Here is a 22,591-nt window from a genome sequence, read left to right as displayed (position 1 = left end):
CTCCTTTCACACAGTTTCTATTTGTCGGCACGGCGATTGGCCAGCGCGGCGGTGGCAGAGAGCCCGAGGATTCCCACCAGGGCAACCAGCAGGGCCAGGGCCGAAGCCCCGCCGTAGTCGCCCGACTGCTGCAGGTTGAAGATGGCCACGCCCAGGGTCTGGCTTCCCGGTGCCACCAGCAGGATGGAGATGGTCAGTTCCCGCACCGCGGTCAGCAGCACCACCACCCCGCCGGTCACCGCGGCCGGGACCGCCAGCCGGGCGGTGACATCGAGCAGGGCGCGCAACGGAGTCGCGCCGGCGGAGCGGGCCGCCTCCTCGAGCGTGGAGGACACGGAGGCCATCGGTGCGCGCACGGCCTGGACCACGAGCGCGAGAAATGCCATGACATAGGCGCCCAGGATCACCCACGAGGTGTTGAAGATTCCCAGCATGGGGGCAATGAGCAGCCACCCCACGGCAATCACCAACCCCGGCAATGCCTGGGGCAGGGTTGCCGCCACATCGAGCGCCGGATTGCTGCGGTGTTTGTCGCGGGTCAACAACAGCGCGATGCCCAATCCCAGGACCGTGCAGCACAACGCCGCTCCCCCGGCCAGCATGATCGAGTTGCCGATCCCGGAGACCGCACCGGGTGAAGTCGATGCGCGAATGATGTTGTCCAGGGTCAGGTTCTCCCACGTCAAGGCGACCCCCGGGGCCGGCAACAGTGCCTGGCTGGCCAAGGCCAGCAACGGCACCAAACAAATGATGGCGGTCCACAGCCACAACAGCACCGCAACAGGAATCCGGGCGCGGCCCAATTCCAGCTCCATGCCGGCGGGACCGGAGCCCAGTTGCGTGCCGGTGGGCAGCCGGCGCTGGGCCAGCACCGTGAGCACGGCGAGCGCCAAAAGCACCAGGCCGATCGCCGAGACCGCGGGCAGCGGGTTGCTGGTGGTGCTGGAGGCCAGGTATCGATACACCAGGGTGGTCAGGGTCGTGTAGCGTTCCGGCAGCCCGATCAGTGCCGGGATGCCGAAGTCTGAAAGGTTGGCCACCAGGGTGAGCACGAATGCCGCGAGCAGCCCGGGGCGCAGCAGCGGAAGCGTCACGGTGCCGAGCACCCGGGCCGTGCCCGCCCCGGAGATGCGCGCCGCTTCCTCCAGGTTCCCCGGGATCCGCCGCAGGGCGGCGGCGATGACCAGGTAGGCCACGGGGTAAGAATGCACTGCCAGCAGGAAGACGACTCCCCAGCCGCCGAAGATGCTCAGCTTGGCATCGATCCCCAGTGACTGCAGCGACTTGTTCACCGGGCCGTTGGCACCAAGCAGCGCCATCCACGCCAAGGCACCAATGAACGGCGGAATCAAGAAGGGCAACAACACCAGCCAGCGCAGCATGCCCTTGGAAGGGACGTTGCCGCGCTCGAGCACCACGGCCAGGAATGCGCCGGCAACGGTGGCCAGCAGTGCCGAGCCGGTGGCGCTGGCCACCGAGTTCAGCGCGGCACTCGCCACGGCCGGGTCCCCGAAGACCACTCGGGCCTCGGGTTGGATTCCCTGAAGCACCAGGGCCGCCAGCGGCACCCCCACCAGGAAGGCCATGGCGACCCACACCACCGTACGCAACATGCCCAGGCCGCCCCAGGCGCGGCCTGGTCTCCGGAACGGCAAGTTCCGGTTGCGCCGGCCGGAACCCGGAACGGGCACGCCGAGGGCGAACTCCCGTCCCTGCTCCGGGACCGTCTTTTCGATGGTGTGGAACGCCATGGGGTCCTTTACTTCAGCAGCGAGTTGAAGAAGTCCACCGCCGCCTTCTGGCCGTCGGCGATCTTGACCTGGTCCGGATCCAGCAGGTTGATCTCACTCAGGGCCGGGGCACCTGCAGGCACGCCGGCATCCCCGCGGACCGGCAGGTAGGACTGCGAGACCGCCAATTCCTGGCCTTCCTTCGAAATCAGGAAGTCAACAAAGTCGTTGGCGACTTCCTGGTTGGCGGAATCGGCAAAGACGCCTGCCGGCTGCGAGACGTAGGGGACGCCGTCACTCGGGTAGCCCACGGCGATGGGTGAGCCCTTGGCGGCGAGCTCGCGGGCCACGTAGTCGACCACGATGCCGACCTCCGAGCTGCCCTCGGCCACGGCCTGGCCGACCGGCCCGTTGCTTTCCAGGACCGTGGGGTCGTTGGCCACGAGCTTTTCCATCCAGCCCTTGCCCAGTTTCGGTTCCTGCAGCCACACCGCGGTGTTGAAGGCCGCGGCACCCGAGACGTCCGGGTTCGGCATCGCGATCTTGCCCTTGTAGGTGTCTTCGGTCAGCGAGGCCCAGCTTGCCGGCGCCTCGCTCACGGCGCCGGTGTTGTAGGCAATGATGGTGGGAATGATGCGGGTGCCCACCCAGTGGCCCTCGGCATCGACGAATTTCTTGTCCAGGTCCGCCCCGTTCTCGATGTCCAGCTTCGCCAGCGAGCCGTCGGCGGCGTAGGACTCGAAGGTCGGGACGTCGGCCGCCAGGACGACGTCCGCGGTGATCTTTCCTGCCTGCTTCTCGGTGGCGATGCGCGTCTTCAGTTCCCCGGTGGCCGCCCGGAACACCTTGACCTCGACGCCCGCGTTGGCCTTCTCGAAGGCCTCGACGACCTGGTCGATCTTGGCCTGCGGCTCCGAAGTGTAGACCGTGAGGGTCTTGGTGGCAGCGGCATCGGCGGGGGTTCCGACACCGGCGCAGGCTGTCAGTCCCAGTACCGGGATCAACATCAACGGTGCAAGTGCCGTGAGGCGGTTCTTCATTTCTTCTCCTTTGGGTGCCGCACACCAGTGGTGCGGCTTGCGAGTGGTTGTTGCCGAACGGAACGGATCATCAGAGCAGCGCCGGTTGGCGGGCGGGAACCGGCACCTCGCGGGCGGGGGCCGCGGCGGGCACCGGCACCTGCACCGGGGTGGCGGAGAATTGCCCGGCACCGACCTTGATGACGCTGAACCAGCTGGGGTCCGTGCCCGGCTTCGAACCTTCGGGTGCGAAGAGGTTGTGGTTGTAGGACACCGCCGGGGAAACCCACACCGGAATGGTTCCCAGGCTTCCGGTGCCGGGCAGGTGGTAGTGGCCGCAGAGAATGCCGCGGACATCGCTGCCTGCAAGCACCGCCGCAAGTTCCCCGGGGCGGGCCAGGCCGCGGCCGGCCAATTCCGGCAACAGGGACTCGATCGGCGGGTGGTGCATGGCCAGCACCGTCCCGCGCGGTGCCGGTGCCTGCAGTACCGCCCGCAGCCAGAGCAGCTGCCGGTCGCTGAGCCTGCCGGCGGCCTCGCGGAAACCGTGGGTCTCCAGCCCGATGATGCGCAGGCCAGCCACCAGGTGCACCGTGTCCGCCGGGTTCGGGCCGCTGGCCAGGCGCCTGCGGTTGAACGCCGCGCCGACCGCGCCCGCCGGATCGTGGTTGCCCGGCACCACGATGACCGGGCAGCCCAGTTCCCTTTCCGCCTGCCCAAACAGCTCGGCCGCACGCGAGTAGACCGGGGCGCCGCGGTCGGAAACATCCCCGGTGACCAGCACCGCGTCGGGGGAAAACCGGGCGGCCGCACCCAGGGCCGCGGTGGTCCGCGCCCAGGTGTCGATTCGCCCCCGCAGCAAGGCGCCGCCTGCCAGCAGGTGGGTGTCGGTCAGTTGCACCAGGGTGGCGCCGCGGGCACTCAAACGTCCGGCCCGGCTTCCTCCGCGGCACCGGGGCCCGCCAATTCCTCGCGGATGACCGTCAGATCCGCCGGATCCAGCCCGTGGGCCAGCAGATAGCAGGCGGCCGAACCGTAGCGCGCCTCGACCATGTCCAGCGCGTCGTCGAGGACCGCGGCCGGGCTGTCCAGGTGCAGGTGCAGCGCCGCCTGCAATTCCGCGCTGTCCCCCAGTGCGCAGGCCAGCTCCAGGTTCACCCGCTCGCGGTAGCTTGCCGGCAGGTCCCTGGCGCTGCGCGCATAGTCGCCAAGCAGGATCTGGCGCGGCACGCCGGCAACCTCCAAGACCAGGGCCACCACCAGGCCGGTGCGGTCCTTGCCCGCGGCGCAGTGCACCAGCACGCCTTCCGGAAGGCCCGCGGCGATGGCTCCCACCGCCTTGGTGATTTCCGTGCCGCGATCGGCGATCAGGTGGCAGTAGACGTCCTCGATGGCGGTGGCCACGGGCAGCGGGCCGAGGTACAGCGGCACCGAAACATGCACGGCGCCCGCCGGGACGTAGCCCCGGCGCTCGGCGACCTCGAAGGGCTCACGCAAGTCCACGACGGTCCGCACGCCGAGGGCATCCAGCTCCCGGATGCCCGCGCGTTCCAGTCCGCTGGGGGCAGCCGACCGAAACAGCCGACCGTCGCCGGCGGAGGGGACCCGGCGCAGGTTCGGCACCGCGGTGGCGGCTTCCATCGAACGGGACATACAGGCTGAATCCTCAAGTGGTTGTCGTGTTTCCCCGACTGGGAATTCCAGTGGCACCCTTGATTCAAGTCCTCCCACGTGGCCGGAGGGTTAATTCCCGTCCACGGGCAGGCGACCTGCTCGTCAAGTCTTCGCCTCCCGCTGCGGCGTCGCGGTCCCGGGGCAGTCCCTGTCCACGTTCACCTCCGGCACCTAGAATCGCGATTGAGGCGATGCGGGAGAGGAGGCACTCCATGGCCAAGATCCGTGGGCACGGGAACCTGCTTCGGCGCCCGGGCACCTCGCGCTCCTCGGCGGCCGGCAAGACGGCCACGGTGCTGTCGGTGGCCATCGCCTACATGGACGGGCAAATCGCCGAACTGGGCACCCAGGAACCCGGGGTCCGTTCCGGGAGCCCCGGGGCCGTCCACGACATGCGTGCCGCGACGCGGCGACTGCGTTCCGCCCTGGACATCTACGGGCATCTCTTCGAGACAAGCCGACGCCGGAGCCTGGGCCACGAGCTGAAATGGCTGGCCAAGGCCCTGGGCCGTTCCCGGGATGCCGAGGTCGTGCGCGAACGACTCGATGACCGCCTCGCGGAACTGCCCGCGAAATGGCGGACCGAGGTTCTCGCGGAGTCCCTCGAACGCGCGTTCGGCGATGCCCGCGACGCCGGTCACCGGCGGGTGGGCAAGGCCTTGAAGTCCAGGCGCTACCGCCGGCTGTTGGAGGACCTCGGGCGTTTCCGGGACGATCCCCCGACCAGGGAACCTGCCCGCCGCCCCGCCGGCACCGAGGTCGCGGCATCGGTCAACGACCAGGCCAGGATCGTTGACCGTTCCCACCGGGCCATGCTGCGCGCCAAACCCGGACACGACCGCGATGTGGCGCTGCACCGGCTGCGCAAGGACACCAAGCGGCTGCTGCACGCCGCGGAATCCGCCGCCGGGATCCACCCGAAACGGGCCGCCGCCCTGGCCCGCCGGTCCCGCCGGCTGCAGAAGATCTTGGGAAACCACCAGGACAGCGTGATGACCCGCGCCTTCCTCGAATCCCTGGCCGCCGACCCTGCCCTGCCGGAGGAAACCCGGCGCGCGTGCGAAAAGATAATCAAGCGGGAGGAAGACATCGCCAGATCCGCGGCACGACAGTACGCCCGGGCACGGCGGACATCGGGCGCGCTGCGGTTGCGCCGCTGAGCGACTCCCGTCGCCGCACACTGCCCGGCGCCTCGAGGATTGTTGCAGGTTAAAACCACGCTTTGGCCCTATCGGTGTGAAAGTATCGTGACCAGCAATTTCACGCAAGAGCAGGTGTTTGGGAAAGGAGGCGGCCGAGCATGCCCACGAGTCGCTTGGAAGCATTCAGCGATGGCGTCTTGGCCATCATCATCACGATCATGGTCCTTGAACTCAAGGTCCCCGAGGGCCACGACCTGGCCTCGCTCCTCCCGGTCCTCGGCTCCAGCCTGCTGACCTACCTGCTGAGCTTCGTCTACATCGGCATCTACTGGAACAACCACCACCACATGTTCCAGGTCACCGAGAAGATCACCGGCGGGGTCCTCTGGGCCAACCTCCACCTGCTCTTCTGGCTATCCCTCCTGCCGTTCACCACCGCCTGGATGGATGAAAGCTCCCTGGCCAAGACGCCCGTCGTCACCTACGGCATCAACCTGTTGGCGGCGGCAGCCGCCTACCTCATCCTGCAGCGCGTGATCATCCGCGGGCAGGGGGCCGACTCGACGCTCAAGCGCGCCATGGGACGGGACCGGAAGGGCAAAGCGTCCCTGGTGCTCTACACCCTCGGGATCTTTGCCGCCCTGCTGGGCGGCGAGCACGACAATGTCTGGGGCTACCTGGGCGTCGCGTTCTTCGTGGCTGTCGCCGTGCTCTGGCTGGTCCCGGACCGCCGGATCGAGCGCAGCCTCGGCGCGGGGCACGGGGCCACGTAGCGTCCTGGATTTCAGTGCCCGTCGTCGGCGGCGGACGCCGCTCCAGGCTCACCGTCCTCGGCCGGTGCGCTCTCCGGCGCCGTCGCGTAGGCAACCGACAGCCGCCGGTACGACCGCGTGGTCAGTGCCGCGAGCCCCAGGAAGATCGACGCGACCCCTGTCACCACGAACACCAATGCGATGCCGCGGGCGTCCCCCTCCCCCAGCAACCAGCCCCAGCCTTGCCTTCCCGGCTCCGAGGCCATGTAGGGGATGATCCAGAACTCGGCCAGCGGGGCGATCATGAACGCGGTGATCGGCGCGGCCGCCGACTCGAAGGTCATGGCGAAGCCGAAGACCCGGCCCTGGACCTTGTAGGGCACCACCTTTTGGATCACCGTCTGTTCGGCTGCCTCGACCGCGGGGATGAGCATCATGTAGATCCAGATGCCCAGGGCGTAGAGCCACCACCATTCGCGGATCGTGAAGGTGGCACCGAGCACGCCGCTGAAGGCGACCAGGATCAGCATTGTGCGGATCGGGTTCTTGCCCAGGCCGAACTTGGCCACCAGCCCGCCGCCGATCAGGAATCCGGTGGCGGTCACCCCGAGCACCACGCCCCAGATCTCCACCGGGAAGATCGTCAGGCCGTAGGGGTCCATGAGCGCCATGAACACCCCGCCGGTCAGGTTGTTGAAGGTGGTGAACAGGATCAGTGCGAAAAGCCCCTGGGTCGCGCGGACCGCCGCGATCCCCGCACGCAATTCGGAGAAGCTCTCGCGATCCGCTGCGCGAACGATCTTGGGCTCCGGGATCCGCAGGAACAACAGGTGTGCCAGCACCGCGCCGCAGGCCACCAGCGCAATGATGATGGTTCCGCCCATGCCCAGCATGCCGATGGACAGGCCGCTGAAGACACTGGTGATCATGAACGCCAGGCCCTGCACCGTGCCCACCAGGCCGTTGGCGTTGGCGCGGCGGTCCGCCGGCACCAGCAGGGTCACGGTGGTGGACAGCGCGATGTTGCGCAGCTGTTCGACCACCGCGCCGATGAGCACCACGAGGGCGAAGAGCCAGAACCAGATGCCGGTCAGGCTGAGCAGCTCGGCTTCTGGCACCAGCATGAACATGGCCGCGGCCAGCCCAAAGCAGGCAACGGTGAACAGCGTGGATCCCACCATCACCGCGTGCTTGCGGTATCTGTCCACCAGCACCCCGAAGAGCAGGCCAAAGAACGCGACCAGCAGCATGTAGGCCCCGCCGATGAGTCCGGTGGCCAGCACCGACCGCGTCTCCAGGTACACCCAGAAGGTCAGTGCGAACCACAGGAAGCTGGTGATCACATTGGCCAGGGCCGTATTGACCAGCACGTGCATGAACGTGCGGTGCCCCGATGCCGTGGGCGCCGTTGGGGTGGCTGTTTGCTGCCTGTCGGTCGTGCCTACGTCCGCGGAGGACTGATCTTCCTGCGACATGCTCCAAGCCTAGAACCGGGGACCGATGCTTCGGTAGGGTTTCGGCCGGCCAGGATGGATCGTTCCCCTGCGGTCCCTCCGGACCACCGCGAAGGCCACGGGCTCCCGGTTCGCCCCGCCGAAGGCTACGGGCGCGCGAAGCGGTAAGCAACATTCAGCAAGTTTCCTGCCCGTCCGATCCCGGGCCTACTCAACCGCCCTTCGATTCCGGCCTGCTTTCTGCATTGGAGGCTTCCTGCTGCTGAGCCCACTCACTTAACGTTGCTTAACGACAAACCGTGGTCTGTAATGGTGATCACACGCCGACGATTTACCGGCCGTGGAACCGACACCGCGAAGGAGGCAAAGATGCCGAGCCATACCGACACCCCGACGGACCGACCCACTCGGGTCTCCGCCGCAGCGGTGGCCCGCGCATCGGGAGTTTCCACGGCCACGGTCAGCTACATCATGAACGGGCGGCCCGGGGCCTCGATGGAAACCCGGCGGCACGTCGTGAAGATCGCCAACGAAATGGGGTTCCGGCCCTCCGGCAACTCGGCCGGCCGCGATCCGCTGCTGACCCGGGTGGTCGGCCTGATCCTTCCGAATATCGTCAACCAGATGTACACCGGGTGGGCGCAGCACATCATCAACGCCACCGCCGCCGAGGGCTTCGAGGTCTTCGTCGCCACCACCCAGGACGATCCCGAATCGCTCGCCCAGGTCGCCGGAACCCTGGCGGCCCGAAACGTGGACGGGGTCATCATCGCCGCCGCGCTGCGCGAGGACTCCCGGGCGCTGCGGACCCTGCGCCAAAAACGCATCCCTTACGTGTGCCTGTCCCGGCGCTCGGACCACCTGCCCGGCGACTTCGTGGGCATCGACGACGATGCCGCCGCGTCCGACCTCATGGGCCACATCCTGGACCACGGCTACACGGAAATCGCCACGGTCATCGGCCCGCGCTTTTCCACCGCGTCTCTGGTCCGGGAACAAGCCTTCGTGCGCACGGCGAGCGCCGCGGGCGTGGCGATCACCGGGGACCGGAAGATCAGCACCAGGCTTAATTCCGACGGCGGACGGGTCGCGGCCGAAAAGCTGCTCGGCTCGCCCAACCCGCCACGGGCCATCGTGTGCGGTTCGGACGAGATCGCCATCGGCGTCATGGAACATGCGCTCTCCCTGGGGCTGCGCATCCCCGCGGACGTGGCGGTGGTCGGCAGCGACGGGCTCCCGCGCAGCCGCTCCCTGCTCATCGGCCTGACCACGATCGTCCAACCGGTCAAGGAAATGGCCGAGCGTTCCTTCGAACTTCTCCTTGACCAGATCACTCGCCCGCGCGGCACCTACAAGCACTCGGTGTGCGCCCACCGGCTGCACATCGGCCGGACCTGCGGCTGCCCTCCGGACACCGGCGCCAAGTAACCCTTCCCCTCTCCCAATACTCCATCACTCCCCCTGGCGCGCCCGCGCCGCCTTCCCCCGCCATGCCCGATCCAGAAAGTCATTGAGATGCCTACAACAGCAAGGACGACCACCATGCGGTCACCCGAAGTCGTCAACAAGATCATTTTCCGGCGCATCATGCCGCTGCTGATTGCCGCGTACGTCATGGCATTCATCGACCGGACGAACATCGGCATGGCCAAGGACCGGATGGAGATCGACCTCGGCATCTCCGCCACCGCCTACGGCATCGGCGCCGGGCTGTTCTTCCTGACCTATGCGCTCTCCGAGATCCCCTCGAACCTGATCATGCACAAGGTCGGCGCCCGCTTCTGGATCATGCGCATCATGATCACCTGGGGCATCCTCTCGGCCTGCATGGCCTTCGTGCAGGGCGAATGGTCCTTCTACATCCTGCGCATGCTGCTGGGCATCGCCGAGGCCGGGCTGTTCCCCGGCGTCATCTACTTCATCACGCAGTGGTTCGTGGTCAAGGACCGCGCCAAGGCAAACGGCATGTTCCTGCTCGGCGTCTCCATCGCCAACATCGTCGGCGCCCCGCTGGGCGGCGTGCTGCTGACCCTTGACGGACTCGGCGGCCTGCACGGTTGGCAGTGGATGTTCATCATCGAGGGCATCCCCGCCTGCTTCCTGGCCTTCGTCGTCTGGAAGGCCCTGCCCAACAAGCCCACCGAATCCAAGTTCCTCACCCGCGAGGAAGCCGAGGACCTCGAGGCCCGCATCTTGGCCGAAGAAACTGCCGGCGCCAAGGCCTCCGGAAACTCGAAGCTGCGCCACGTCCTGAAGGACAAGCAGATCCTGCTGGTCGTGGCCATCTACTTCACGCACCAGATCGCGGTCTACGCTCTGAGCTTCTTCCTTCCCTCGATCATCGGCACCTACGGCACGCTGAACACCATCCAGATCGGCCTGCTGACTTCCATCCCGTGGATCTTCTCCGCCGCCGGCGCCCTCCTGCTGCCGCGCCTGGCCACCAATGCCTCCCGCTCCCGGCTGATCGCCACCTCCACCATGGTCGGCATCGTCGCCGGCTTCACGCTCGGAGCCATCGGCGGACCGATCCTGGGCATGCTCGGCTTCTGCCTGGCCGCGTTCAACTTCTTCGCCCTTCAGCCGATCCTCTTCACCTACCCGGCCACGCGTCTCTCCGGCGCCGCGCTGGCCGGCGGCATCGCCTTCGTGAACACCGTGGGCCTCTTCGGCGGGTTCCTCGGTCCTTACGTCATGGGCTTCATGGAAGAAGCCACCGGAAACAAGCTCTCGGGCCTCTGGTTCATCGTCGCCATGTGCGCCATCGGCGCACTGCTGACCCGCAAGCTCAAGCGCGGCACCGAGGACCCGGCAAAGTCCTCCGTCGCCGCCCACTAGATTCCCTCCCCAACCAGGAAGAAACGCGCCACCATGGACAACAACAGACTCGACTTCACCGACCGCAGGGTGCTGGTCACTGCGGGAGCCGCCGGCATCGGCCTGGCCATCGCCACCGCATTCAAGGAACTCGGCGCTGCAGTATTCGTCACCGACATCAACACGGAGGCCGTCGAGGCGGCCCGGGCGGCCGGCTTCGCCGCGGCGGTAAGCGACGTGTCCGACGAATCCCAGGTCATCGAGCTCGCCGCAGTGGTCCGCACCGAATTGGGCGGGCTGGACGTGCTGGTCAACAACGCCGGAATCGCCGGGCCCACCGGACCCATCGAAACGCTGGAATCCGCGGCGTGGAAGTCCACCTTCGAGGTGAACGTGCACGGACAGTTCTACTGCATCAAGCACCTGCTCCCGCTGCTGCGGGAGGGCAGCGACGCCTCGATCGTCAACCTCTCCTCGGCCGCCGGGCGCCTGGGCATGGCCGGGCGCAGCGCCTACTCGGCATCCAAGTGGGCGGTCATCGGGCTGACCAAGACCCTGGCCATCGAGCTGGGCGACGAACGCATCCGCGTCAACGCCATCTGCCCCGGCGCCGTCAACGGACCGCGCATCGAAGCCGTCATCGAGGCCAAGGCCGCGATGCTCGGCCGCCCGCTTCAGGAGGTCTCCGACCTCTACCACCGCCAGTCCTCGCTGAACCGACTGGTCGAGGCCGGCGACATCGCCGACATGGCAGTCTTCCTGGCCAGCTCCCTGGCCCGCAGCGTCAACGGCCAGGCCATGGCCGTTGACGGCAACACCGAAAAGCTCTACTAAGGATCTGGACCCATCATCATGGCAAGTACACGCAAGGTCATCATCACCTCCGCCGTCACCGGCGCGATCCACACCCCCACCATGTCCCCGCACCTGCCCGTCACGGCCGATGAGATCGCCGATGCCGCGATCGGTGCCGCCGAGGCCGGGGCCTCGATCGTGCACATGCACGCCCGGGACCCGAAGGACGGGCGTCCGTCGCAGGACCCCGCCCACTTCGAACCCATCCTGGCCAAGCTCAAGGCCAACACCGACGCGATCATCAACATCACCACCGGCGGCTCCCCGCACATGAGCGTGGAGGAACGCATGCGCCCGGTGATCGAGTTCGCCCCGGAACTTGCCTCGCTGAACATGGGCTCGATGAACTTCGGCCTCTACCCGATGCTGGATCGCTTCAAGGAATTCGGACACGAGTGGGAACGCGAGGGCCTGGAGAACTCCCGCGACTTGGTCTTCAAGAACACCTTCGCCGACATCCAGAAGATCCTGGAGATCGGCAACGCGAACGACACCCGCTTCGAGTTCGAGTGCTACGACATCTCGCACCTGAACAATCTCGCGCACTTCCAGGCACGCGGGCTGGCCCGGGGCCCGCTCTTCGTCCAGTCGGTCTTCGGGCTGCTCGGCGGCATCGGGGCGCACCCCGAGGACCTGATGCACATGCGCCGCACCGCCGACCGGCTCTTCGGGGACTCGTACGAGTGGTCGATCCTGGGCGCGGGCAAGAACCAAATGCCGCTGGCCACCATCGGGGCGGCCATGGGCTCCCACGTCCGCGTGGGCCTGGAAGACTCGCTGTGGATCGGCCCCGGCCAGCTGGCCGTCTCCAACGCCGAACAGGTCACCCGCATCCGCACCATCCTCGAGGCACTGAACTTCGAGGTTGCCACCCCCGACGAGGCCCGCGAAATGCTGCAGCTCAAGGGCCGCGAAAACGTCGGATTCTAGGAAAGACACCATGAAAATCCTGATTGCCCCCGACAGCTTCAAGGGCACCTATACCGCCGCCCAGGTCGCCGCGGCGATCGCCGGCGGAGCCAGGTCCGCGGGCGCTGAGGCCCTGGAGCTGCCTGTTGCAGATGGCGGGGAAGGCACCGAGGAAATCCTCGGTGCCGCGCTCGGTGCCGAGCAGATCCACGCGGACACCGTGGGGCCGTGGCGGGATCCCGTTCGTGCCGCCTATTCCCTGGGCGTCGATGGCACCGCCTACATCAACCTGGCCGCGGCCAGCGGGATCACCCTGCCGGCTCCGGGTGGACGCAATGCGCTCACCGCCGACACCTACGGCACCGGCCTGCTCATGATTGATGCGGTGAGGCGCGGTGCCCGACGACTTGTGGTGGCAGCGGGCGGGTCGGCGACCACCGACGGCGGTGCGGGTGCGTGCGCGGCGATCACCGAACACGGCGGGCTGCGCGGGGCGGGGGTTGTGGTGCTCAGCGATGTCACCACGCCCTTCGAGGACGCCGCGGTGGTCTTTGGCCCGCAAAAGGGCGCCACCCCACAGGAAGTCCCGGTCTTGACCGCGCGGTTGCACGAGTTGGCGACCACGCTGCCGCGGGACCCCCGCGGCGTGCCGGCGACAGGAGCGGCCGGTGGATTCAGCGGCGGGCTCTGGGCGCGCTTCGGTGCAGAACTGCGCTCCGGCGCCGACTTCGTGCTCGACGCGATCGGCTTCGAGAACGAAGTCGCGCAGGCCGATGCGGTCATCGTGGGCGAAGGTCGCCTGGATTCCCAGACCCCGCAGGGCAAGATCATTTCGGTCATCATGGCCCGATGCGCGGGCATTCCTGTCTACGCCGTGGTCGGTTCGGTCACCGAAGATGCTCCGCGGGACGCCTTCGCCCGGGTTGTGGTGGCCACCGACGAGATGCGCATGCGCGCCGCCGGCGGGCAGATTGCCCGGCAGCTTCTCGCTTCCGCCAGACAGCTTTAGGCTTCCATACTCAGCGAGTTGGCAGCGCCTGCTCCCCGCGCAATTTCTTGGTCAACTCGTGCGCGTGGTGCATCAGGAGCCGGCCCATCTCGGGGCGCCGCTCGGGCGAGAACCGCGATTCGACCCCGGTCAGGCTCAGCGCCCAGGCGGGCTGGCCCGCGGCGTCGAAGACCGCGGCACCCATCCCCCAGCTTCCCTCCACGATCAGTGCGGGGTTCTCCGCCCAGCCGCGCTCCCGCGTCTCGGCAATGCGCCGGCGCAACGGCTCGGGGGCGTGGTCGCTTCCATGTTCCGCGGCCAGGTCCCTGCCTTCCAGATAGCGCTCGATCGCCTTTTCGGGCAGGAACGACAGGATGGCCAGCCCCGCCGAGGCCACCCCGAGCGGGAAGCGCTTGCCCTCGTAGAGCACGAAGGAGCGGATCGGGAAGGCCCCGTCGGCCCGCAGCAGGCAGACTGTCTCATCACCCCGCCGCACGGAGAGAAACGCGCTTTCACCCGTCGCATCGGCCAGGGCGGCAACGTGGTCGCGGGCGATCTCGGTGATGTCGTAGCGCTCGGCCGCAACGGTCCCCATCAGGTACATTTCCGGGCCCAGCAGCCACAGCCCCTCCTGGTTGTCGTGGTCGCAAAACCCCTCGGCAGTTAGCGCAGCGAGCAGCCGGTGGACGGTCGGGCGCGCCAGTCCGGTGCCTCGGGCGACCTCCGCCGTGGAGATGCCCCTGGGCATCGCGGTGCTGACGGCACGCAGCACCGCCGCCATACGGCCCACCACCTGGGCACCGGGGAACGAGGAATTCATGTCCATATTATGGTCGAGATTCACCCAACTAACCACCCATCGAGCAATCCAGGTCACATTGGCCCGGTCTATTGACCGGGATAACGCCGGATCAGTACGGTCAGAGCAGGACATTGAAGCACTCCACATCGTGGACGACACAAGGAGAACCATGGCAACGAAAGTCATCGGCGACGCCGCTGCGGCGTTGGCCGCAACCGTGCGCGATGGAATGACCATTGCGGTCGGCGGATTCGGCCTCAGCGGAATCCCCAGCCGGCTCATCACCGCCCTGCGCGACTCGGGCGCCACCGGGCTGACCATCGTCTCGAACAACATGGGCGTGGACGGCAAGGGACTGGGCGTGCTGCTGGAAAACAAGCAGGTCGCCAAGGTCCTGGCCTCCTACGTGGGCGAGAACAAGCTCTTCGCCCAGCAGTTCCTCGACGGCGAGCTCGAGGTCGAGTTCGTCCCGCAGGGCACGCTGGCCGAGCGCCTGCGGGCAGGCGGCGCGGGCATCCCCGCCTTCTACACCCCCACCGGAGTGGGCACCCCGGTCGCCGAGGGCAAGGAAACCATGGAATTCGACGGCCGCGCCGCGATCCTGGAACGCGGCATCGTCGCGGACATTTCCCTGGTCCGTGCCTTCGAGGCCGACCCGGAAGGCAACCTGCGCTACCGCATGACGGCACGGAACTTCAACCCGCTGGTCGCCGCGGCCGGGCGTGTGACCTTCGCCGAGGCGGAGCTCATCCACGAGGACTACCTGGATCCGTCCCTCGTGGACACCCCGGGCATCTTCGTGCAGCACGTCGTCGCCACCGACGGCGTCAAGGACATCGAACAGCGGACCGTGCGCGTCCGCCAGGAGGCATAAACGGCATGTGGACACGCGATGAAATGGCGGCGATTGCCGCAAGCGAACTGACCGACGGCCAGTACGTGAACCTGGGCATCGGCATCCCGACCCTGGTGGCCAACAACCTGCCCGAGGGCGTGAACGTCACCCTGCAGTCCGAGAACGGACTGCTGGGCATGGGCCCCTTCCCCTACGAGGGCGAAGAGGACGCCGACTTGATCAACGCCGGCAAGCAGACCGTCACCCTGCTGCCCGGCGGCAGCTACTTCGACTCGGCCACCTCCTTCGGGATGATCCGCGGCGGCCACGTGGCAACCGCGATCCTCGGCGCCCTGCAGGTGGCCGCCAACGGCGACCTGGCCAACTGGACCATCCCCGGCAAGCTCGTCAAGGGCATGGGCGGGGCCATGGACCTGGTCGCCGGCACCCCGCGCGTCATCGTGATCACCGACCACGTGGCCAAGGACGGCACCCCGAAGATCGTCGAGACCTGCGACCTGCCGCTGACCGGGGTCGGCGTGGTGGACAGGATCATCACCGACCGCGCGGTGTTCGACGTTCTCGATTCCGCCCTGGTGCTGCGCGCCGTGGCGCCGGGCATCACCGTCGAGTCCCTGCGCGAGTCCACCGGCGCACCATTCACCATTGACCTTGAGGAAGAAGAAGCAGCATGAGCGCATTGATCGCCGGGTACGCCCGCACCCCGTTCGCCCGATTCAACGGGGCACTGGCCGCAATTCCGGGCACGGCCCTTGGCTCCCACGCCGCTGCAGCAGCCCTGGAACGCGCCGGCATCGACCCCTCCGAGGTCCAGCGGGTCTTCGCCGGCCAGGTCCTGCAGGGCGGCGCCGGACAGAACCCCGCACGCCAGTCGGCCGTGGGAGCCGGCATCGGCTACAGCGTGCCGGCCATGACACTGAACGCCGTCTGCCTCTCGGGCACCGAGGCCGTCGTGGCCGCCGCGCGCATGATCGACGCCGGCGAGGCCGACGTGGTGGTTGCCATCGGCCAGGAATCCATGTCGCTGGCACCCCACGCGCAGCGCGCACGCGCCGGCACGAAGTACGGTGCCCTCGAAGTCCTTGACACCATGGAACACGACGGACTCACCGACGCCTTCGAACAACGTTCCATGGGCGCCTCTACCGAAGACGGCAACAGCAAGCATGGCATCAGCCGTGAAGCACAAGACGAGTTCTCCGCCCGTTCGCACCAGCGGGCCGCTGCGGCAGCCGACTTCCACGCCGCAGAGATCGCGCCCTTCACCATTTCCTCGCGCCGCGGCGATGTTGTCATCTCCGCCGACGACGGAATCCGCGCGGACACCACGGCCGAGTCGTTATCCAAGCTCCGTCCTTCCTTCAGCAAGGACGGCACCATCACCGCGGGCAGTGCCTCACAGATCACCGACGGAGCAGCGGCGATCGTATTGGTCAGCAAGGCCGCCGCCGAGCGCCTGGGAATCACGCCGATTGCCGAGGTCGTTTCCCACGCGCTGGTCGCAGGACCTGACGTGCTGCTGCACGAACAGCCGGCCAACGCCATCCTGGCCGCGCTTGAAGGCACCGGGATCTCCGCCGCCGACCTGAAGGCCGTGGAGATCAACGAGGCATTTGCCGCCGTTGGCGTCCAGTCGGTGGCAAAGCTCGGGATCGACGGGAACATCGTGAACACCAAGGGCGGAGCCATTTCCCTGGGCCACCCCATCGGCGCCTCGGGCACCCGGATCGTCGGCACGCTGGCCCGCCAGCTGGCCGAGCTCGGCGCCGGATCCGTGGGCGCCACCGGCATCTGCGGCGGCGGCGGACAGGGCAGCGCAGTGATCCTGCGGGCGCTGTAAAGCCAACTCCCCCGGGCCCCATTCGGCCGAACACGAGCACGGGCGCTCCCACATCTCCTCAAGGTGTGGGAGCGCTCTTGTTTGGACCATGGTTCAGGCGGACTCGTCGCCTTCCACACGCGCCTGGTTTCTAGGCCAGGTAGCCCGAGATCGCTGCCACCGCCGCACGGACCCCGGCCGAAAGGGTCGGCTCCATCGCGGGCAGGAAGTACGGCGAGTGGTTCACCGGCGGATGTTCCTGCCCGGCGGGGAATCCCCCGAAGAACCAGTAGACGGTGGGCACGTCGATGGAGTCCCCGAGCCAGCCCACGTCCTCGCTGCCCATGACCGGCGGGGCCAAGACCACTTGCTCCTCCCCCAGCTCGGCGCGCAACGACGCTATGACCGACTGCGTCTGTGCGGGATCGTTGTAGCAGCGAGGGAAGTCGTAGATGTGCTCGATCTGGGGTGCGGGCGCGTTGGAGGCCTGGGCTTCCGCGTTGATAATCCGGGTGATCGCCTCCAGCACCGTGGCGCGAACCTCGGGAGTCAGCGTCCTGACATTGAGCGTGAACTCCGCCCGGTCGGGAATGATGTTTTCCTTCAGGCCCGCGTGGAACGTCCCGGCCGTCACCACCGCCGGCGTTGTCGGTGCCAGCTCCCGGGAAACGATCCCCTGCAATCTGGCAATGATGTGGGCGCCGAGCAGGATCGGGTCGATGGAGTCCTGCGGCTGTGAGCCGTGGGACTGCTTCCCGCGCAGGGTCACCTTCAGGGCGTCGGCCAGGGCCATCGCGGTGCCGGAGGAAATGTGCACGGATCCGGCCGCGTAGGGAAAGACGTGCTGTCCGAGCACGACGTCGGGCCGCGGCGCCCGCTCCCAGAGTCCGTCCTGGACCATGGCCCGGGCCCCGGCACCGGTTTCCTCCCCGGGCTGGAACACCAGCACGAGGGTCCCGTGCCACGCCGGCTTGTTTTCCGCAAGGAATCGCGCCGCGGCCAGCAGCACCGCGACATGGGTGTCGTGACCGCAGCCGTGCATGACCGGGACCTCGGTGCCGTCGGGCAAATGCGAGGTCGCCGTCGAGGCGTAGTCGGCCCCGGTGTCCTCCTTGATCGGCAGCCCGTCGGTGTCGGCGCGGAAGGCCACGGTCTTGCCCGGGCCGTTGCGCAGGATTCCTACCACGCCCGTGCCGCCGCAGCGGAAGTTCTCGATGCCGAGTTCGGCGAGGCGTGCCTCGATGTAGGCGGCGGTTTCGTGCTCCTGCATGGAGAGTTCGGGATGCCGGTGCAGGTGCAGGTACTGCTCGTGCATCCAGTCGGTGGCGATGCCTGCGAGGTCCAGGGTGGGTGCGGTCATGATGTGCGTGTTTCCTTTCGTTCGGTGTCCGGTGCCGCAGGTGGCGGAGGCCGGCGGAGGGTTGGGTCAGTCGACCTCGGTGGCGACATGGACTTCTTTTCGGTCGCGCAGCACCCAGGACAGGATGATCGAGAGCACCACGACGAGGGCGGTGGCGAAGAGTGCCGTCTTGGGTGCTGCGGGCACGATGACAAATTGGAACAGCAGGGCCAGGGCTACGGCGATGACGGTGGGCCGCAGGCGCTTCATGCTCACGATGGCCTGCACGAGTACGGCACCCATGAGCGCGGGCAGGATGTAGAGGCGGGCGACCTCGATCATGCTGGCGGGGACCATCGAGACCAGCCACGTCCCGAGCAGCCCGACAAAGACCAGCAGGCTGGTCAGGTGGACGGTGGCTGCGCCGCCGATGGCCATCACGGCAGCCAGGTCGCCGCGCCGGGTTCCGGGCCTGGCGTTGATGCTGGACTGGGCAACGATGGCGGCGGGGAGCAGCTTATTGGAGATGTTCCCGATCATGAAGGCCTGGTACATCGCGGCCGATCCCAGGATCGGGAAGTAGGTCAGCGGCTCGACGAACCAGAAGACCCCGAAGGTGGCGGCGACCGCGACGAAGGCGATCCAGACCATGGGTCCGGTGATTTCCAGGCCCGAGAAGAAGACCAGGTAGATGGGTCCGAGCAGCGAGAACACCAGGCCGGCGATCATGGTCAGGGATCCGTAGCGCGTGGTCTCAGATTCGAAACGGGCCATGGAGGCATCGGCGTGTGTGGCGACGGGGGTGGTCATGGTTTTTCTACTTTCTTGCTCGCAGGAAATGGGGGTCTAGGCCGTGTGCATCAGGTAGGCGGCGGCGATGGCAACCATGATGGCGAAGCCCAGCGCCCATTCCTTCAGCCACCGGGCGTTGAGCAGCTTGGCCAGGAAGAGGCACAGGCACATGGTTGCCGCGGAAATCATCAATGTGACGGCGTGGACATTGGACTTGGGCAGCTCGGCGATGGCCAGCATCGAAAAGGCGCCGAGCAATGCGGCGGCCGGAATCAGCGCCATGACCGCCGGGTTGGCCTTCGCCAGTTTCTTGCCGCCGCGCTTGAGCACGGGCGTCAGCACCAGGGTGGAGAGCATCCACATGCCTCCCGACAGGGACATGGCCATGAACGCGACGGCGAAGACCTGCTGCGTGTATTCGGGCCCGCCGAGCACGGTGCCCATGGAAATCGCCGCCAGGGATGCGGAGGCGGTTTCCGTCGAGGCGGAACCGATGAGCCCGATGCGGACCAGCACCGCCGGCGTCCCGAACAGCGCCAAAAGGGCGATGGCCACCAGCACCACTGCCAACGAGGGGCCGATCGAGGCCACTGCCCCGGCCCTGAAGGACTCCTTCAGCTCGCGGGTCGGCATGCCGATGTGCGGCGCCGCGCGGCGGGCGGCCTTGATGTAGAGGAAGGTCTGCACGAAGATCACGGCGAAGACGCCCAGCGCGCAAATCCACAGGATCGGGGTGTTCGCCACGGCCCAGATATCCGTGGATGTCGGGTTTGCCATGAGGGGTCGGATATGCGGCATCGCATTTCTCCTTTGGTCTCGTCGACGCCGCCGCTGCCAGCCACACTCCGGGCTAAACTGTGAGCCACGTCTCTTTTGTTCCAGATTGCGCTGTCGACGGGTCCCTGGCAACCAATGAAGGATTTGGTCAAGGATTTGTCGTTTTCCTGCATCATGGACCAATTTCCCGTCCAGACTATTCACGCGGCGTGAGGCGCGGACAGACTGTGGTCATCAGCAATCTCGGCGCAGGGCCGAGCAACCAAGAGGACGTGGATAACGTGAACGCGATTCAAGACATGGGCGCCCGGGAGATGACCGAAGCAATCAAGCGCCGCGACCTGTCGGCCAGGGAAGCACTCGAGAGCCACATCGACCAGATCCAGAGGGTCAACGGCCCCATCAACGCCGTCGTCACCACCGATTTCGAGCGGGCCCGCGAACTCGCCGCGAAGGCCGATGAGGCAACCGCGCAGGGCAAGCCCACCGGGCTGCTCCACGGCCTGCCGATGACGCACAAGGACACGTTCAACACCGCGGGCCTGCTCACCACCCAGGGATCGCCGGCCCTGAAGGACAACGTCCCGCAGACCGACGACCTGCAAATCGCACGGCTGGCCGCGGCCGGCGCGATCCGCACGGGTAAGACCAACGTTCCCGAGTTCGGGGCCGGCTCGCACACCTTCAACGAGGTCTTTGGAACGACCACCAATCCCTACGACACTGCGCTGAGCGCCGGCGGATCCTCGGGGGGCGTTGCCGCTGCCATCGCCGCCCGCATCCAGCCGCTGGGCGAGGGCTCCGACATGGGCGGCTCGCTGCGGATTCCCGCATCCTTTTGCAACGTGGTGGGTTTCCGCCCTTCCTACGGCGTGATCCCCATGCCGTCTGCCACCAATTCGTGGGCATGGCTGGCACGCAGCGGCCCGATGGCCCGCACCGTCGACGACATTGCCCTGTTCATGGAGGCCACTGCCGGTGACAGCGACAAGGTGTTGACACCAAACACGCTGACCGGCCGTGACTTCGCGAATCTCCCGCCGAATGCACTGCGCGGAATCCGCATCGGCTACAGCAGGGACTTCGGACTGGGCGTCCCCGTCGAGCCGGAGGTCCTGGCCGTTTTGGATGCGCAGATCGCCGTGTTCGAACAGGCAGGCGCCCACGTGGAGGAGGCCAGCATCGACCTTCGCGATGCCGATCTGGTCTTCGGCAACACCCGCGCCTACGACTTTGCCACTGACCTCGGCGACCTGGTGCGCAGCAAACGTGAACTGATCAAGCCCGAGGTGATCTGGAATGTCGAGAAGGGCTGGGCGCTGGACGCCGAGGACCTGATTGCCACCACGGCCGCGCGCACCCGCCTGGAAATCGCCGTTCAGGCATTCTTCGCCCGCTTCGACCTCTTCCTCAGTCCCGCCGCCCAGGTCCTGCCCTTCGATGCGACGTGGCGCTACCCGCAAACCATCGCCGGCACGCCCGCCACCACCTACCTCGACTGGATGCGCTCAGCGTGTCTCATCTCCGGCACTTCCTTGCCGGCGCTTTCCATGCCCGCCGGGTTCACCGCCGACGGTTTGCCCGTGGGCCTGCAGATGACTGCCAACCACTACAAGGACGTGGCTCTGTTGGCCTACGCCCGGGACTTCGAGCAGCGCACGCGCTACGCCGAGCGGGCCCCGGAGTGGATTGCCGCAAGATTGAAGGGACAGGAAATCCGGTGACGGCGCCCAATGCCGGCCGCCGGGCCCCGCACGGGAGTCCGCCGCGGGCAGTGCATTGGATACGCTGTTGCCACGGCGCGTTGCCAAGTGCCAGTCATTGGCCGACCCGCGGCCGGCCAACTTCCACTTGAAGGGGACCCCATGGCCCAAGGCGAGCTCAGCTCACTGCAGCAACGCATCATCGGCGCCCTCCAGGTGGACGGCCGCGCCACCTGGCGCAAGATCGCCCAGGTGCTCGACGAACATGAGCGCACCGTGGCGCGGCAGGGCGCGGAGCTTCTCGCCTCCAAGGTCATCTCCGTTGCGGCCCTACGCACGCGCGAGTCGGCGGTCATCATGCGCCTGGCCTGCACCCCGGGAACGGCCAGGCTCGCCTGCGAATCGCTGGCCCAGCGTCCCGACACCACCTTCAGCTACATGGTGACGGGGGTCGGAGACGTGGTCGCCGAGGTCATCTGCGAGGCGAACGCCTTGAATGAGCTGCTCACCTTGCAGGTGCCCTCGACCCCTGGGCTGATCACCTGCTCGACCTATCCGGTCCTGAAGTACTTCCGCACCATCCGGGGGTGGCGCATCGGGGTGCTCACCGCCGCGGAGGAACTCGCGCTGCACACGGAGCTGACCAGAGACGACACCCGACAGCAAGTCGTCCGCGAAGCAACGGCCAGGCTCACCGAGAACGACGAGTTGATCATCCAGGCCCTGCAGCGCGACGGCCGCGCCAGCGTGGAGGCGATCGCGAGACAGGTCAGGCTCTCCGAGTCCACGGTGTCCCGGCGCATCGACTGGCTGATCCGCAACTCCCACCTGGCGATCCGCACCCTGGTCGAGCCGGAGGCGCTGGGCTTGAACACCGAGGCGCTGCTGTGGATACACACCGCTCCGCACCAGGTCGAGGCACTCGGCACCGCCCTGGCCAAGCGCCCGGAAGTCCGCTACGCCGCCGCGGTGGCAGGCGATTGCCAGCTGGTCGCTGACATCACCGTCGCGACCCCCGCACAGCTCTACGACTTCCTGTCGGATTCTTCCTGGAGCAAGTCGATGACGGATCTGCAGACCACCATGGTGCTGCAGGCGCGCAAGCGCGGCGGGCAATTGCTCTGACCAAGCGTGCGACGTCGCACGGTTCACTTGGTGTGGGT

21 protein-coding genes are annotated in these 22,591 nt (G+C 67.3%); 12 read left to right on the top strand and 9 right to left on the bottom strand.

Annotation, left to right across the window (positions count from 1 at the left end; all coding sequences use genetic code 11):
• Positions 1 to 17: 17 nt before the first annotated feature.
• From KRR55_RS00735 to KRR55_RS00720, 4 genes are all read right to left on the bottom strand, one after another.
• Complete coding sequence (locus KRR55_RS00735) at positions 18 to 1,751, bottom strand: ABC transporter permease (RefSeq protein ID WP_217387130.1); 1,734 nt, start codon at positions 1,749 to 1,751, stop codon at positions 18 to 20.
• A gap of 8 nt (positions 1,752 to 1,759) precedes the next feature.
• Complete coding sequence (locus KRR55_RS00730; RefSeq protein ID WP_217387129.1) at positions 1,760 to 2,770, bottom strand: ABC transporter substrate-binding protein; 1,011 nt, start codon at positions 2,768 to 2,770, stop codon at positions 1,760 to 1,762.
• A gap of 70 nt (positions 2,771 to 2,840) precedes the next feature.
• Positions 2,841 to 3,674, bottom strand: coding sequence for a metallophosphoesterase (locus KRR55_RS00725; RefSeq protein WP_217387128.1), 834 nt, complete (start codon positions 3,672 to 3,674; stop codon positions 2,841 to 2,843).
• Positions 3,671 to 4,402, bottom strand: a complete 732-nt coding sequence (locus tag KRR55_RS00720) for a tyrosine-protein phosphatase (RefSeq protein WP_217387127.1) — start codon at positions 4,400 to 4,402, stop codon at positions 3,671 to 3,673. The genes KRR55_RS00725 and KRR55_RS00720 overlap by 4 nt, the downstream gene beginning before the upstream one ends.
• A gap of 233 nt (positions 4,403 to 4,635) precedes the next feature.
• Between KRR55_RS00720 and KRR55_RS00715 the strand changes: the two genes are divergently transcribed.
• On the top strand, positions 4,636 to 5,583 hold the full coding sequence (locus tag KRR55_RS00715) for a CHAD domain-containing protein (RefSeq protein WP_217387126.1): 948 nt from the start codon (positions 4,636 to 4,638) through the stop codon (positions 5,581 to 5,583).
• Positions 5,584 to 5,723: 140 nt separating this feature from the next.
• Positions 5,724 to 6,338 (top strand): TMEM175 family protein, encoded by a 615-nt coding sequence (locus KRR55_RS00710; RefSeq protein WP_217387125.1) that lies wholly within the window; start codon positions 5,724 to 5,726, stop codon positions 6,336 to 6,338.
• 11 nt (positions 6,339 to 6,349) lie between these two features.
• Here KRR55_RS00710 and KRR55_RS00705 read toward each other — a convergent pair whose 3' ends face one another.
• A complete protein-coding gene (locus KRR55_RS00705) occupies positions 6,350 to 7,792 on the bottom strand; it encodes an MFS transporter (protein ID WP_217387124.1) in 1,443 nt (480 codons plus the stop codon).
• Positions 7,793 to 8,140: 348 nt separating this feature from the next.
• On the opposite strand from KRR55_RS00705, the gene KRR55_RS00700 reads away from it, so the two are divergent.
• From KRR55_RS00700 to KRR55_RS00680, 5 genes are all read left to right on the top strand, one after another.
• Positions 8,141 to 9,199, top strand: a complete 1,059-nt coding sequence (locus KRR55_RS00700; protein ID WP_217387123.1) for a LacI family DNA-binding transcriptional regulator — start codon at positions 8,141 to 8,143, stop codon at positions 9,197 to 9,199.
• A gap of 114 nt (positions 9,200 to 9,313) precedes the next feature.
• Positions 9,314 to 10,609 carry an MFS transporter gene (locus KRR55_RS00695; protein WP_254455717.1) on the top strand — a complete coding sequence of 432 codons (1,296 nt, stop codon included), beginning with the start codon at positions 9,314 to 9,316 and terminating at the stop codon, positions 10,607 to 10,609.
• A 33-nt stretch (positions 10,610 to 10,642) separates the two neighbouring features.
• Complete coding sequence (locus KRR55_RS00690) at positions 10,643 to 11,422, top strand: SDR family oxidoreductase (protein WP_217387121.1); 780 nt, start codon at positions 10,643 to 10,645, stop codon at positions 11,420 to 11,422.
• Positions 11,423 to 11,440: 18 nt separating this feature from the next.
• Positions 11,441 to 12,373, top strand: coding sequence for a 3,5-dioxohexanoate:acetyl-CoA acetone transferase (gene kce, locus KRR55_RS00685; RefSeq protein ID WP_217387120.1), 933 nt, complete (start codon positions 11,441 to 11,443; stop codon positions 12,371 to 12,373).
• Positions 12,374 to 12,383: 10 nt separating this feature from the next.
• Positions 12,384 to 13,361, top strand: coding sequence for a glycerate kinase (locus tag KRR55_RS00680; protein ID WP_217387119.1), 978 nt, complete (start codon positions 12,384 to 12,386; stop codon positions 13,359 to 13,361).
• 10 nt (positions 13,362 to 13,371) lie between these two features.
• On the opposite strand, the gene KRR55_RS00675 is transcribed toward KRR55_RS00680, so the two are convergent.
• The gene (locus KRR55_RS00675; protein ID WP_418888817.1) at positions 13,372 to 14,160 is read right to left on the bottom strand and encodes an IclR family transcriptional regulator; all 789 of its coding nucleotides are present in this window, start codon (positions 14,158 to 14,160) and stop codon (positions 13,372 to 13,374) included.
• A gap of 151 nt (positions 14,161 to 14,311) precedes the next feature.
• Here KRR55_RS00675 and KRR55_RS00670 point away from each other — a divergent pair, with 151 nt between their 5' ends.
• The 3 genes from KRR55_RS00670 to KRR55_RS00660 are packed head-to-tail and all read left to right on the top strand — an operon-like array spanning position 14,312 to position 16,838.
• The gene (locus KRR55_RS00670) at positions 14,312 to 15,016 is read left to right on the top strand and encodes a CoA transferase subunit A (protein WP_217387117.1); all 705 of its coding nucleotides are present in this window, start codon (positions 14,312 to 14,314) and stop codon (positions 15,014 to 15,016) included.
• A 5-nt stretch (positions 15,017 to 15,021) separates the two neighbouring features.
• Complete coding sequence (locus KRR55_RS00665; protein WP_217387116.1) at positions 15,022 to 15,672, top strand: CoA transferase subunit B; 651 nt, start codon at positions 15,022 to 15,024, stop codon at positions 15,670 to 15,672.
• Positions 15,669 to 16,838 (top strand): acetyl-CoA C-acyltransferase, encoded by a 1,170-nt coding sequence (locus KRR55_RS00660; RefSeq protein ID WP_217387115.1) that lies wholly within the window; start codon positions 15,669 to 15,671, stop codon positions 16,836 to 16,838. The genes KRR55_RS00665 and KRR55_RS00660 overlap by 4 nt, the downstream gene beginning before the upstream one ends.
• A gap of 130 nt (positions 16,839 to 16,968) precedes the next feature.
• Here the strand turns inward: KRR55_RS00660 and KRR55_RS00655 are convergent, their stop codons facing one another.
• From KRR55_RS00655 to KRR55_RS00645, 3 genes are all read right to left on the bottom strand, one after another.
• Complete coding sequence (locus tag KRR55_RS00655; RefSeq protein ID WP_217387114.1) at positions 16,969 to 18,177, bottom strand: amidohydrolase; 1,209 nt, start codon at positions 18,175 to 18,177, stop codon at positions 16,969 to 16,971.
• 66 nt (positions 18,178 to 18,243) lie between these two features.
• Positions 18,244 to 18,966 carry a hypothetical protein gene (locus KRR55_RS00650; protein WP_217387113.1) on the bottom strand — a complete coding sequence of 241 codons (723 nt, stop codon included), beginning with the start codon at positions 18,964 to 18,966 and terminating at the stop codon, positions 18,244 to 18,246.
• Positions 18,967 to 19,002: 36 nt separating this feature from the next.
• Entirely contained in the window at positions 19,003 to 19,725 is a 723-nt protein-coding gene (locus KRR55_RS00645) for a DUF5058 family protein (protein ID WP_254455716.1), read from the bottom strand.
• A gap of 299 nt (positions 19,726 to 20,024) precedes the next feature.
• On the opposite strand from KRR55_RS00645, the gene KRR55_RS00640 reads away from it, so the two are divergent.
• Positions 20,025 to 21,449, top strand: a complete 1,425-nt coding sequence (locus KRR55_RS00640; protein WP_217387651.1) for an amidase — start codon at positions 20,025 to 20,027, stop codon at positions 21,447 to 21,449.
• 141 nt (positions 21,450 to 21,590) lie between these two features.
• Positions 21,591 to 22,553 carry an Lrp/AsnC family transcriptional regulator gene (locus KRR55_RS00635; protein WP_217387111.1) on the top strand — a complete coding sequence of 321 codons (963 nt, stop codon included), beginning with the start codon at positions 21,591 to 21,593 and terminating at the stop codon, positions 22,551 to 22,553.
• Positions 22,554 to 22,591 lie beyond the last annotated feature (38 nt).

The sequence above is a fragment of the Paeniglutamicibacter quisquiliarum genome (assembly GCF_019084045.1).
In the GTDB taxonomy this organism is placed as follows: Bacteria; Actinomycetota; Actinomycetes; order Actinomycetales; family Micrococcaceae; genus Paeniglutamicibacter; species Paeniglutamicibacter quisquiliarum.
The sequence above is the reverse complement of the archived record's forward strand: the minus strand, read 5'-3'. Positions and strand labels throughout refer to the sequence as shown.

Coding starts and splice junctions, on each gene's coding strand:
- KRR55_RS00670 (WP_217387117.1), top strand. CDS start 14,312: ATGGCAACGAAAGTCATCGGCGACGCCGCTGCGGCGTTGGCCGCAACC.
- KRR55_RS00730 (WP_217387129.1), bottom strand. CDS start 2,770: ATGAAGAACCGCCTCACGGCACTTGCACCGTTGATGTTGATCCCGGTA.
- KRR55_RS00665 (WP_217387116.1), top strand. CDS start 15,022: ATGTGGACACGCGATGAAATGGCGGCGATTGCCGCAAGCGAACTGACC.
- KRR55_RS00660 (WP_217387115.1), top strand. CDS start 15,669: ATGAGCGCATTGATCGCCGGGTACGCCCGCACCCCGTTCGCCCGATTC.
- KRR55_RS00705 (WP_217387124.1), bottom strand. CDS start 7,792: ATGTCGCAGGAAGATCAGTCCTCCGCGGACGTAGGCACGACCGACAGG.
- KRR55_RS00640 (WP_217387651.1), top strand. CDS start 20,025: ATGGGCGCCCGGGAGATGACCGAAGCAATCAAGCGCCGCGACCTGTCG.
- KRR55_RS00700 (WP_217387123.1), top strand. CDS start 8,141: ATGCCGAGCCATACCGACACCCCGACGGACCGACCCACTCGGGTCTCC.
- KRR55_RS00645 (WP_254455716.1), bottom strand. CDS start 19,725: ATGGCAAACCCGACATCCACGGATATCTGGGCCGTGGCGAACACCCCG.
- KRR55_RS00675 (WP_418888817.1), bottom strand. CDS start 14,160: ATGAATTCCTCGTTCCCCGGTGCCCAGGTGGTGGGCCGTATGGCGGCG.
- KRR55_RS00680 (WP_217387119.1), top strand. CDS start 12,384: ATGAAAATCCTGATTGCCCCCGACAGCTTCAAGGGCACCTATACCGCC.
- KRR55_RS00710 (WP_217387125.1), top strand. CDS start 5,724: ATGCCCACGAGTCGCTTGGAAGCATTCAGCGATGGCGTCTTGGCCATC.
- KRR55_RS00655 (WP_217387114.1), bottom strand. CDS start 18,177: ATGACCGCACCCACCCTGGACCTCGCAGGCATCGCCACCGACTGGATG.
- kce (WP_217387120.1), top strand. CDS start 11,441: ATGGCAAGTACACGCAAGGTCATCATCACCTCCGCCGTCACCGGCGCG.
- KRR55_RS00635 (WP_217387111.1), top strand. CDS start 21,591: ATGGCCCAAGGCGAGCTCAGCTCACTGCAGCAACGCATCATCGGCGCC.
- KRR55_RS00650 (WP_217387113.1), bottom strand. CDS start 18,966: ATGACCACCCCCGTCGCCACACACGCCGATGCCTCCATGGCCCGTTTC.
- KRR55_RS00720 (WP_217387127.1), bottom strand. CDS start 4,402: ATGTCCCGTTCGATGGAAGCCGCCACCGCGGTGCCGAACCTGCGCCGG.
- KRR55_RS00695 (WP_254455717.1), top strand. CDS start 9,314: ATGCGGTCACCCGAAGTCGTCAACAAGATCATTTTCCGGCGCATCATG.
- KRR55_RS00735 (WP_217387130.1), bottom strand. CDS start 1,751: ATGGCGTTCCACACCATCGAAAAGACGGTCCCGGAGCAGGGACGGGAG.
- KRR55_RS00715 (WP_217387126.1), top strand. CDS start 4,636: ATGGCCAAGATCCGTGGGCACGGGAACCTGCTTCGGCGCCCGGGCACC.
- KRR55_RS00690 (WP_217387121.1), top strand. CDS start 10,643: ATGGACAACAACAGACTCGACTTCACCGACCGCAGGGTGCTGGTCACT.